Annotated in this window: 9 protein-coding genes and 1 tRNA gene; 5 read left to right on the forward strand and 5 right to left on the reverse strand. The window is 59.9% G+C overall.

Features of this window, described 5'->3' with window-relative positions; all coding sequences use genetic code 11:
* Positions 1-438 precede the first annotated feature (438 nt).
* The gene (locus FRAAU_RS12865; protein ID WP_041271140.1) at positions 439-1,335 is read right to left on the reverse strand and encodes a LysR family transcriptional regulator; all 897 of its coding nucleotides are present in this window, start codon (positions 1,333-1,335) and stop codon (positions 439-441) included.
* A gap of 102 nt (positions 1,336-1,437) precedes the next feature.
* Between FRAAU_RS12865 and FRAAU_RS12870 the strand changes: the two genes are divergently transcribed.
* The 5 genes from FRAAU_RS12870 to FRAAU_RS12890 all read left to right on the forward strand — a co-directional run bounded on the left by FRAAU_RS12870 (position 1,438) and on the right by FRAAU_RS12890 (position 7,914).
* A complete protein-coding gene (locus FRAAU_RS12870; protein ID WP_014403947.1) occupies positions 1,438-2,334 on the forward strand; it encodes an SDR family NAD(P)-dependent oxidoreductase in 897 nt (298 codons plus the stop codon).
* 52 nt (positions 2,335-2,386) lie between these two features.
* Complete coding sequence (locus tag FRAAU_RS12875) at positions 2,387-3,460, forward strand: alkene reductase (RefSeq protein ID WP_014403948.1); 1,074 nt, start codon at positions 2,387-2,389, stop codon at positions 3,458-3,460.
* Between the two features lie 10 nt (positions 3,461-3,470).
* On the forward strand, positions 3,471-4,205 hold the full coding sequence (locus tag FRAAU_RS12880) for a pirin family protein (RefSeq protein WP_014403949.1): 735 nt from the start codon (positions 3,471-3,473) through the stop codon (positions 4,203-4,205).
* A gap of 688 nt (positions 4,206-4,893) precedes the next feature.
* Entirely contained in the window at positions 4,894-5,622 is a 729-nt protein-coding gene (locus FRAAU_RS17285) for a hypothetical protein (protein ID WP_014403950.1), read from the forward strand.
* Positions 5,623-5,766: 144 nt separating this feature from the next.
* Positions 5,767-7,914 carry a TonB-dependent siderophore receptor gene (locus FRAAU_RS12890; protein WP_014403951.1) on the forward strand — a complete coding sequence of 716 codons (2,148 nt, stop codon included), beginning with the start codon at positions 5,767-5,769 and terminating at the stop codon, positions 7,912-7,914.
* A gap of 718 nt (positions 7,915-8,632) precedes the next feature.
* On the opposite strand, the gene FRAAU_RS12895 is transcribed toward FRAAU_RS12890, so the two are convergent.
* The 4 genes from FRAAU_RS12895 to lspA all read right to left on the reverse strand — a co-directional run bounded on the left by FRAAU_RS12895 (position 8,633) and on the right by lspA (position 11,711).
* Positions 8,633-9,853 (reverse strand): tyrosine-type recombinase/integrase, encoded by a 1,221-nt coding sequence (locus FRAAU_RS12895; protein ID WP_014403952.1) that lies wholly within the window; start codon positions 9,851-9,853, stop codon positions 8,633-8,635.
* 215 nt (positions 9,854-10,068) lie between these two features.
* Positions 10,069-10,144: transfer RNA gene (locus FRAAU_RS12900), tRNA-Thr, on the reverse strand.
* 13 nt (positions 10,145-10,157) lie between these two features.
* On the reverse strand, positions 10,158-11,153 hold the full coding sequence (gene ispH, locus FRAAU_RS12905; RefSeq protein WP_014403953.1) for a 4-hydroxy-3-methylbut-2-enyl diphosphate reductase: 996 nt from the start codon (positions 11,151-11,153) through the stop codon (positions 10,158-10,160).
* A gap of 75 nt (positions 11,154-11,228) precedes the next feature.
* The gene (gene lspA, locus FRAAU_RS12910; protein WP_014403954.1) at positions 11,229-11,711 is read right to left on the reverse strand and encodes a signal peptidase II; all 483 of its coding nucleotides are present in this window, start codon (positions 11,709-11,711) and stop codon (positions 11,229-11,231) included.
* Between the last annotated feature and the right edge of the window lie 2 nt (positions 11,712-11,713).

An 11,713-nucleotide genomic window follows, 5' to 3' on the forward strand; every position in this document is an offset into this window, starting at 1 on the left:
AGTGCCAAGATGTTCGTAAGCGTCCGATGACGTCATCTTACCGGAGTTCAGCCTTAGCGTCGGGATAGCCATCCTTATCGGATGGCTATCCATGATGCAGATCTCACGCGATAAGTGGCATGACCATGTGGCTGCATAGAAGTCCATTTAATTCAGACAGATGTAGCGGTGCCATGAGCAAGGACTTGCCTTGACCAACTTCGGCTACTGGCGACGCAAGCTGAGGGCCGAGACGGTGCCTGCGCTGTTGGTCAGGTCATTCGATCAACGTGGAATCGATGCAGTGAGCTGGGCCTAGGCCACTCACCCAAGCCAACAGCAGCTGTCCGCCACTGCCCGTCGAGTTAGACAAGCATCGATGCCTGGCAGTCGCTTAGGAAGCAGATCCCCAGGGCGTTTTGAGCCTGATCTGAAGGCGAGCTTTGAGGGTTTGGCCACTCAAGCAGAGGCCTGTACGGCGTTTCGCCCCAACCGCTCGCGCAGAAACTCGATGAATCGTTGTGTCTTCGCCGGCAGCAGGCGTGTTTCAGTCATCGCATACACCGGCTGGGGCGTGCCGTGCCATTGCGGCAAGATCCGCCGGAGCCTTCCCGCGGCCAGCTCATCAGCCACGATCTGCTCGGGCAGCAACACAATGCCCATGTCCAGTGAGGCCATGCGTCGAATCATCCCGACGCTGTTGAGATTAAAGCGACCGCTTACCGCGACCGTGCTGCTCCGCCTTCCATCATGCAGCGTCCACGTCCCGGATCGAAGAATATTGAAGCATTCGTGCCGCTCCAGTTCGGCCGGCTTGGTCGGCTCACCTGATCGCTCGAGATAGCCTGGAGAGGCATAGAGGCCCGGCGTCAGCATCGCCAGGGTCCGGGCGATCAATTGCGAGTTCTCCGACTCGCCCATCCGTATCGCCACGTCATAGGGCTCGCTGACCAGATCAACTCGCCGCGGCGTCAGATCGAAGTCGAACGTAATGCCCGGATAGAGGTGGGCAAACTCGGCGATCAGAGGCGCAAGGTAAGTGACTGCAAAGTCCACAGGAAGCGACGCCCGCAGAACCCCGCTGGGCTGCGCAAGCATCTCGCCAAGTTGCTCATGTGCCAGCCGCGCCTCGTCGACGATGCGCTTGCAGCGCTCAAAATACGCCTGTCCGGCCTCGGTCAATTCGACCTTGCGAGTGGTTCGGTGCAGCAGCCGCAAGCCGATGGACTTCTCCAGCTCGCTGATCCGCCTGGACAGTGTCGAGTTGGGCATGCCGAGCGCAGCTGCCGCACCACGAAATCCCCGGGCCTTCACCACCTCGACGAACAAGGCCATGTCTTTCAGGTAATCGCTCACCACAACTGCTCCATAATTGGATCAATGTTATCCAAAATACCACCTTTATCCGACCCATAAAGCAGCAGATGATGGCTGTCAACGCGAATCAAGGAAGCCATCATGAAACGAAACAAACACGTGGAGTGGAAGCCGTCAGCAACCTTCCCGGCCGACGTCAAAGGCAAACAGATCGCCATCATTGGCGGCACGGGAGGCATTGGCCGGGCACTGAGCAAGCACCTTGCCTCGCTCGGTGCCCAGGTCATCGTGGTGGGCCAGACCTTCCGCGATATGGGCAGACCCGGCATCGAGTTCATCAAGGCCGATCTGAGCTTGATGACCGAGGCACAGCGCGTGGCAATGGAGCTTCCTGCCGAACAACTGGACATGGTGATTTTCACCACCGGCATCTTTGCGGCACCCAAGCGCCAGACTACAGCCGAAGGGATCGAGCGTGATCTCGCCGTCAGCTACTTGAACCGACTGGTCATCCTACGGGGTATCGCCTCTCGGCTTGGGACTGGCCGCCCACGGGGCCGAGTGAAGCCCCGCATATTTCTGATGGGCTACCCCGGGACCGGCCAGATCGGCAGCTCCGAGGATATGAATGCCGAGCAGTCCTACAAGGCAATGTCTGCGCACATGAATACTGTCGCCGGCAACGAGATGCTGGTGCTCGACGGCGCAGCTCGGTATCCGAAGATCGATTTCTTTGGCCTGAACCCAGGGCTTATCAAGACCGGTATCCGCGACAACTTCTTCGGCAAGGACTCGCTCAAATCCCGCATCATGGAGACCCTGATCGGCTGGCTCACACCTACGGCCGAGGCCTACGCAGAGCGTATCACGCCGCTGCTGCTGGCTCCTGCACTTGAGTCATGCAGCAGCACGATGTTCAACAACAAGGGCCTGGCCATCCTCCCGTCAGCTGGCCTCACCAAGGCCCATATCCGCGCCTTCATGTCTGCATCCGAGGCATTGCTGGGTCGCACTGACGTGCAAATCCCCACTCACTGAGCGCCCATCGCCGCTCGACCGCATTCATACCACTCAACCCGAGGGCTCAATCATGACCACCGTTTTCGATTCCGTCGTTCTTGGCCGCAACACCCTGCCCAATCGCCTGGTGATGGCCCCCATGACGCGCAGCCGGGCACAGCAGGACGGCACTCCAGGTGATCTGGCCGCTACCTACTATGCCCAGCGGGCCGGTGTCGGCCTCATCGTCAGCGAAGGCACTCAGCCCTCCGACGATGGCCAGGGATATCTCACCACTCCGGGCATCTACACGGATGCCCATGTCGCCGGCTGGAAGCGGGTGACCGATGCGGTCCATGCCAAGGGCGGGCACATTTTCATCCAGCTCATGCATGCAGGGCGTATGTCACATCCGGACAACACTCTGCATCACCGTCCGGGCGTGGCGCCATCGGCGATCGCTCCCGGCACCGGCATGTTCACCGCCCAGGGCATGAAGGACATCCCCGTACCGCAGGCCTTGAGCCTCGAGGCCATCGAGCAGACCGTCAAAGACTTTGCCTTTGCAGCACGACGCGCCATCGAAGCGGGCGCGGATGGTGTCGAGATCCATGGCGCCAACGCCTATCTGATCCAGCAGTTCTTCGCTCCGAGCGCCAACACACGTACCGATGCCTACGGTGGCTCCATCGAAAACCGCACCCGCTTCGCACTCGAAGTCGCCAAAGCCATCGCCGAGGATATCGGTGCAGACCGTACCGCCATCAGGCTGTCACCGGGCACCACCATGTGGGGCATTGACGAAGGCCCGGAAGGTCCAGATCTCTACCGCCACCTGGTCAAGGAACTGGACAAGCTCAATCTGGCCTATGTGCATGTCATGCACCAGGGCAACGAGCCTTTGCTGGCTGATATCCGCAAACTGTGGAGCGGCAAGCTCATCCTCAATCGCCCCGGGCGCCCTCGTGACCAGATCGGTGCTGATGTGGCCTCCGGCCTGGCCGACCTCGAAGCCTATGGCGTGATGGTGCTGGCCAATCCGGACTTCGTGCAAAGACTTGAAACCCATGCCCCCATGAACGAACCACACCGGGAAGGCTTCTTCGGCGGCACCGACAAGTTCTACACCGACTATCCGACACTGCCTGAAACTCAGGGCGCCTGAGGCCGTTGATATGCCGACCATAGCCCCCCTTCAACGTGCCAACCACGGAAGCCACTTCCGGGCATTCGGACTGCGCGGCGTCGCGTCTCTGATCGATCCGTTTATCGGCGTCGATCATGCCTGGATGAGTGGCCCGACCTTCCCACCGCATCCCCATGCTGGCTTTTCAGCCGTCTCTTACGTCTTTCTGGACTCGGAGACCGGAATCAACAATCGGGACAGCATCGGCACCCAAAACCTGATTCGCCCGGGCGGCCTGCACTGGACAACGGCTGGACGCGGGATCGTCCATGAGGAAGTCCCCGCAGAAACCGGCAAAATGGTTCACTCTCTGCAGATCTTCGTCGACTTGCCTGCAGAGCAGAGGCACGTCGAGCCTTTTCCATTGATCTTGGAGCCTCAGGACACCCCCGTGATCCACATGCCGGGAATCAAGGTGCGCGTGCCGCTCGGAAGTTACCGGGACGCCCGCTCTCCTTTGACGCCACCCACCGACGTCACCATGCTCGATATCTCCATCGAGGCTGGGGCTGAGCTGATGCTTCCAGTTCCTCCTGGACACGTCGCCTTTGTCCTGCCGGTATTTGGCACAGCCCTCGTCGACGGAGAGAGCTTCAATCCAAACGATCTCCGACTGCCGGTCTTCACCGCGCAGGAGACATCCCAAGAGATCAAGCTCCGCGCCAACGACAGTTGCAAGGCCATGCTCTTCGCAGGATGGCCGCTACTTGCCGCAAGAGCATGATGGACACCTGAGCCTCGGCCCTTGTCAGTGAAGGACCGGAGTCAACGACGAGTTCTCCGGTCAGCCCCACCTCCTACAATGGCCGTTATCACGAGACTCAATAGTGATATGTCACCCCGTAACGCGCGCGTGCGCGTGAGGAACGCCCCTGAAGCCAGTCACAGCAACTGTTTGCGGGCCTTGTGGCCTGCCGCCCTGGTGGTGCCTCGGTGACGTCCAGAACGCGGCGCTCAGGAGGCTGCCGGGACCCGCGCAGTATCTGAGTCATGACAATGCATGCCTATCGCTGCAGGGCCGATCAAAGGCGCGGCTAGAAATGCCCGGCGGATCAGCGCCGCAGGCAGCCGGCTCAATGCTCGCCAGCACCAGCCCCTCCGTAGTTCCTGGACCGATACAACACGCACACCCGATCGCCCCGAGCTCATTTCCTTGTCGCCACGAACAGGCACCACCTGCCGGAAGCTGACCACGTGATGGCTGCAGTCGATCATCACGTTGATCTCCACAAGTCTGGAAGAAGGATCAGTGAATTAATGTCTTTGTAAGCCAGCTACCGTAATATGTTGCGAAAAGTGGCGCAGTGATGCGCCTCTTTTTTTACCGCCAATCACGAATGCTTCTCGATTGCACCTTCATTCTCAAATCATGAGCATCAGTGTTCCCGTTTATCGCTACCAGGGAGTTTTCAATGCTGTCTCGTCGTCTAGCCTGTCTAGGCTGTCTAGGCTTTTCTTTCGCCGCACTGCTTTGCTGTGCAAACAGCCAGGCAGCTGAAAAGCACATCCTTTTTATTGGCCGCGACGCCGTCCCGAAGGGTTCGGCTGATCCAGCCGTATTGGCCCACCTGCGGCAGCTTCCAGCCTCGGTCAAAGCCGTGGGCAATCCGTCCGATTACGCTCGGGCACTAACCCAAGTCTGCCACTACGATCTGGTAGTTATTTCCTCAACCATACGCTCAAGGGACTTCCTACCAGGCTTTCGCGACATCAAGGTCCCCTTGCTGACTTGGGAGAATGACATACTGGACGATCTACGCCTGACCGGTCGCTACAAAGGTCATGACTTCGGCGAAGTCGACGCGGAGCATTACGCGTGGCTGGTCAACGCACCCCATCCACTGCAGGGCAAGCTCACCGCCGGCGAACACGCTATCTACGACCGCGACCAGACTTTCGGGTGGGGGCGCCCCGGACTGGGCGCAAGCATTATCGCTACCCTCCCCGGTCAGCCGGAAAAGGCAGTGCTATTCGGTTACGAACGCGGTGCCACCATGGATTACGACTTCACAGCTCCAGCCCGTCGCGTATTTGTGCCTCTGGGCAATACGAGCTTCGACAAGCTAAACGCGGAGGGCCTGCAACTGTTCGATGCTGCCGTTCAATGGGCCGCCGCGGGCAGTCACTGCTCAAGCGATTGAAACCGGTTGACTGTCAAAAGTGGTCGACCGCAAGCCTCTGAAGGCTCCCGAGTAAGGCTTCGACCACAACCTCCATCTATTCCAGTCCTGCACACTGCCATCACGGGGTGAGCCAGGTCTCTCTGTCTGCGATTTTGCCATCCCATGCCTCTGATCTGCCTTCCCCCCCGCACTCTCGCCCTAAGCATCAGTCTGCTTTTAACGGCTCCCAGCTTCGCCCAGAGCACGCTCGACACCCCGATCAGGAACACTCATCCAGACGCCGGCAGCAAGTCGGCTCACGTTCTTGAACAGGTCAAGGTAAGCGCTACTGAAAGCAGCCGTTTTGCCGCCAAAACAGCCAATGTTGGACCTTATCAAGGCATGGATATGCTGCAGATTCCGGCGACCATCAACGTGGTTAACTCCAATGTGATTGAAGCCCAAGGCGTGACTGATCTTTATGGGGCACTTAAAAACGTCGCCGGCGTCAACATGCAGCAAACCAACGGGCTGGCATACTCCAATATCACCATCCGCGGTATGAATCTGGACCAACGCTCCAGCTACTACTTCAATGGCGTCTTGCCTTTTGACAACAACATTGCCATCCCCATGGAGGACAAGGAAAGCATCGAGGTGCTTAAGGGGGCCTCGGCTCTCTACTACGGCTTCGCGGTCCCGGCAGGCATCGTCAACATGACCACCAAACGTGCCGGCAGAATACCGGTGACCACGGTAGGCATGACCACTGACAGCAATGGCTCGGTCAAGGGCCATATTGACGTCGGTCGCCGGTTCGGCAGACATGGTCAGTTCGGAGCCCGCCTCAACGCATCTAGCCAGCGCTGGCATACGCCTATCAAGCAGGTGCGGGGCGAGCGGCGCATGCTCAGCCTGGCACTGGACTGGGAAGCTGCATCATGGCTGAGTTTCAAGGTCGATTACGAACATGTCGACCAAAAACTGCCAGAACAAGCCGGCATCACCCCACTAGCCGCAAATGACGGGCATGTCAGCCTGCCCCGGTTACCCAACCCTTCACGCCTGCTTACGGTGGCCGACGATCCCAGCCGCGCCCGTGCCGACACGTACTTGCTTCGATCGGATTTCAGTCTTGGCGGCGGATGGAGTGGCATGTTGTCGATCGGACAATCGACCACTCGTCGCGAACGGCGACTGAGCATCCTGCGCAGATACGATCTCGATACCGGCCTCGGCCAGATCCAGCTTAGCCGGCAGAGCGGTCAGCTGTATCGCAACCGCAATATCCGTACCGAAATCTACGGCATCATCGATACCGGCCCCGTCACACACAATCTGACCATAGGCTATACCCGCAACCAGCTCTTCCAGCCAGATTTCACTACGTTCTACTTTGTGGCGCCACAGAACCTCTATGCGCCTCATATGCTGACCAGCTCGATGCTGAAGTCCTCAGGTACACCCAAGCTGTTTTATGCCAGTACCGTGTGGACCGGCGGCCTGTACGCGATGGACCGCATGACTTTGGGCGAACATTGGGAACTAACGCTAGGTGTGCGGCGAGCCACGTATCACAGCAGCCAGTTCGGCACGGACAACGACGACGTGCAGAAGACCACACCGTCGGGAAGTCTGGTCTACAAGATCAACAATAGCTCTAGCGTCTATGCAAGCTATATCGAAGGCCTGGAGTCTGCCGGCACTGCGCCGGACACTGCCGAGAACGCCGGCCAGGTGATGCCTGCGGCAATCAGTAAGCAACGTGAAGTGGGCTTCCGTCAGCGCCTGAACAACGGCACGCTGTGGTCGGTGGCCTATTTCGATATCAGCCGCGCTTCAGCCAGCGCTGGCGCAGACAATGTCTATGCCATCAATGGCATGGACCGCTTCCGCGGCATTGAGGCTTCGGCGCAAGGGAACCTCACACCGCAGCTAGCCTGGATGGCATCGGCCATGTGGCTGCGCGCCCGCAATGTGCGAGGCTTTACTCCCGGTTTGGTTGGCAAGACCCCTGAAAACACCCCTGATAAGACCGCCAGTCTGTTCGCCGAATACAGCTTCGATGCCGTGCCCGGACTTGCTATCAATGGCGGCGCCTATTATCTCGCACGCCGCCCCATCAACGATCTGAACCAAGCCTGGATTGGCGGCTATACGTTATTCAGTGCAGGTATCCGATATGGCATGCTGCTTAAGGGTCACTCCCTCAGCTTGCAGCTCAACGGCGAAAACTTAGGTAACAAGCGTTATTGGAGTGCCGCCGGCTCCAACCAGCTGGCCGTCGGTGTAGGACGTACCGCGATGTTCAATATCGAGTACTCGCTCTGATCCTCCCAACGGGCCAATAGGTCAACCTGAATACGAGATGCTGTTGAACATCAGAATATCTGAGGCTTTGCATGGCAGCCATCCGACAAGACAAGGGAACGTTTCAAACGCGCCCCCGGCAATGGCCTTTTCAGACCACTACCCTCGCGCTAGCCGGTGGGGTACTTCCCGAACTGGCACGACAAGGAACCGCCTACCGGTCACGCTCCCTCACTGTCGCGTCACGCGTTCAGCTACTGCTAGGCCACAGCCTGTCAGGTCCCGATTAGAGTCAATGCTCGCCGGTGGTCACAAGCTATCCTGCCCAAACGCTGAACTGCTCTGACTAGGCTGCCAGCGACCTATCCTCCTCACGCACCGGCACGCGACGCGCACCGCTCGAGATGTCCCGATCCGACCAAGTGGTATGGTCGTCAATCAGCAGTGCCGGAACCGATTCAAACTGGCCGATCACCGGCAGCCGGCGCGATCCCGAGTCAAAATAAAGTGACGTGAATCACAATAAAGGCCAATTTCAGCCCAAAGTGGAACACCCTGGAACACCTTGGAACACCTCAGGTGTTCCGAAGTGTGATGCTCACAAATGGCTCAATGGTGCGACCTACCAGCCACTGGAACACCTGGAACACCCGGAACACCGCAAAAGTGATAAGGGTCAGGATAATCTCTCCGAAACTGCCGGCGACGCTAGCACAGATGCAATACCACTTTTGCCGGATCAGCCCGCTTTGCTCTTGAAGGCCACCACCGTGCCGCCAGCCTTGAGACTGTCCAAGTAATCCGCCCAGGCCTGCATCATCCGCTGGCGTTCGGGCAGGTACTGCGCCCGGTTGTATGCCGCCCTCACCTTGTTGCGTTCGGCGTGGGCCAGCTGGCGCTCGATCACATCTGGCGACCAGCCCAGCTCGTTGAGCCGGGTGCTGGCCATGGCCCGGAAGCCGTGTCCGGTCATGGTGTCCTTGTCATAGCCCAGCCGGCGAAGCGCGGCATTAACGGTGTTCTCCGACATGGGCCGCGATGCACTGCGCTCCCCCGGAAACAGGTAGCCATCGGGCCCGGTCAGCGGCAGCAGATCCCGCAGAATCGCCAGCGCCTGGTCAGGCAGTGGCACCAGGTGTTCGTCGCGCATCTTCATCTTCTCGGCGGGGATGCGCCACAGGCCCTGATCCAGATCGAACTCGGCCCACTCGGCATGCCGCAGTTCACCCGGCCGGACAAACAGCATCGGTGCCAGCCGCAGCGCACAGATGACGGAAAAGCTGCCCGAGTAGCCATCAATGGCTCGCAGCAGCTCGCCCACCTTCTGGGGATCGGTGATCGCCGCTCGGGACTTGGTGATGGGCGGCGCCAGGGCACCGCGCAGATCGCCGGACGGGTCATGCTTGGCTCGGCCGGTGGCGATGGCATACCGGAAGATCTGTCCGCACCGCTGCTTGGTCCGGTGGGCGGTTTCATTGGCGCCGCGCTCCTCGATCCGGCGCAGGACCGCCAGCAGCTCCGGCGCATCGATCTCGGATATCGGTCGCTTGCCCAGCCAGGGATAGACCAGATCCGCCAGCATCCACATGGCCTTGTCATAGGTGGCTTTCGCCATCTTGGGCTTTTGCTGGGCCATCCACTCATCGGCCACCGCCTGGAAGGTGTTGGCATTGGCGACCACGGCGGCGGCCTGCTTCGCTCGCTTGTGCGCCTTCGGGTTGATGCCCTGGCTGACCAGTGCCGATGCCTCCGCATGGCGCAGCCGTGCCTCTGCCAGCGTGACCTTGGGATAGACGCCGACGGCGAACGTGTCTGGCTTGCCCGCAATCCGGAAGTCGTAACGCCAATACTTCCGGCCCGTCGCCTCGACCTTGAGATGAAGGCCGCCGCCATCGTAGTGCTTGCCCGTGCCCAGGGACTTGATGCCCAGGGCCGTCAGCTTGTTGCTGTCTTTCGCCATTGTCCCGCGCCTCGCGCTGTGGTCCGACATCTGTCGGTACTTTTCAGGCCAGGGTGTCGGATCTGGCCAAGTACCGACAAAAGTACCTACTCATGAAGCGCACTTCAATGAGATGGCATGAGACGGTATGCGACAACGACAGGCACAAAAAACCCCGCCGGAGCGGGGTTTAGTGCGGTTTTTCAGACTTCGTGAGACGCCATGAAACCTGTCTTTGGTGCCGCAAAGAGGAGTCGAACCTCCGACCTACTGATTACGAATCAGTTGCTCTACCAACTGAGCTATTGCGGCTTAGCCGTCAAGTTTACGATGCCTGACCCGGCTGTGCAACCGTCGCTTCAACCAGAGAAGGAATGGTGGTCTTGGTCAGACGCAGTTCCTTGGGCAGGGCGAAGATCATGGTCTCGGCTTCGCCGTCCAGTTCACGGATGGAACCGGCACCCCAGGACTGCAGGCGGGCGATGACGTCGCGGACCAGCTTCTCCGGAGCGGAGGCACCGGCGGTCACGCCGACGCGCTTGGCGTTCGCCACCCACTCGTGCTGGATGTGCTCGGCACCGTCGATCAGATAGGCGGGCACGCCTTCCTTTTCGGCCAGTTCGCGCAGACGGTTGGAGTTGGAGCTGTTGACCGAACCGACCACCAGCATCACTTCCACTTCGGCAGCCAGCTCACGGACGGCATCCTGACGATTCTGGGTGGCGTAGCAGATGTCGTCCTTGCGGGGGCCTTCGATTTCAGGGAAGCGTTCGCGCAGAGCGTTGATGATGGACTTGGTGTCATCCACCGACAGCGTGGTCTGGGTGACATAGGACAGCGAGGTCGGGTCCTTGGGATTCAGGTCGGCAACGCCTTCCACCGACTCCACCAGCAGCATTTCACCAGCATACTTGGCGTTCCACTGACCCAGGGTGCCATCCACTTCCGGGTGGCCGGAGTGACCGATCAGCAGCACGGTGCGACCGATGCGACCCAGGCGGGCCACTTCCATGTGCACCTTGCTGACCAGCGGGCAGGTTGCATCATAGACGCGCAGACCACGCTGGTTGGCTTCTTCGCGAACGGCCTTGGAGACGCCGTGGGCGCTGAAGATCACGGTGGAATCGTCAGGCACTTCCTCGATCTCCTCGACGAAGACGGCGCCCTGGGCGCGCAGCTTGTCGACGACATAGCGGTTGTGGACCACTTCGTGACGGACATAGATCGGGGCGCCGTAGGCTTCAAGCGCACGTTCGACGATCACGATCGCCCGGTCGACGCCGGCACAGAAACCGCGCGGATTGGCTAGCAAAATGTCCAAGATGATCTCGACTTGAATCTGAAGATGATGAAGGGATTATCGCACATGCGGCCGCTCAAGCCGACCGTCCCGCGTTCAGGCAGCCGGCTTTGTCCGCAGGCCGAACAGCAGCAACAGGACCGCGCCGACGGTGATGCCGCAGTCGGCGACATTGAAGATCGGGTAGTTCCAGTCGCGGTAGTGGACATGGATGAAATCGACCACCACCGAGCCGTGCAACCGGTCAATGGCATTGCCGACGGCCCCGCCGATGATCAGAGCCAGTGGCAAGGCCGTGCGCCAGTCCTGCCGCGGGATGCGCCACAGCCAGCGCAGCAGGAAACCGCTGATGCCGACGGCCAGGGCCACAAACAGCCAGCGCTGCCAGCCGGCACTGCCGGCCAGAAAACTGAAGGCCGCCCCTGGGTTGTAGGCCAGGGTCCAGTTCAGCAGGCCGGGAATCACGGCCTGGGAGCCATCCTGCAAGGCATGCACGGCCCAGGCCTTGCTGGTCTGGTCCAGCACCAGCAAGACGAAGGACAGCAGCAGCCAGATCAGGGCGTTGGAGCGTGCAGCCATGA

The sequence above is a fragment of the Frateuria aurantia DSM 6220 genome (assembly GCF_000242255.2).
Classification (GTDB): Bacteria; Pseudomonadota; Gammaproteobacteria; order Xanthomonadales; family Rhodanobacteraceae; genus Frateuria; species Frateuria aurantia.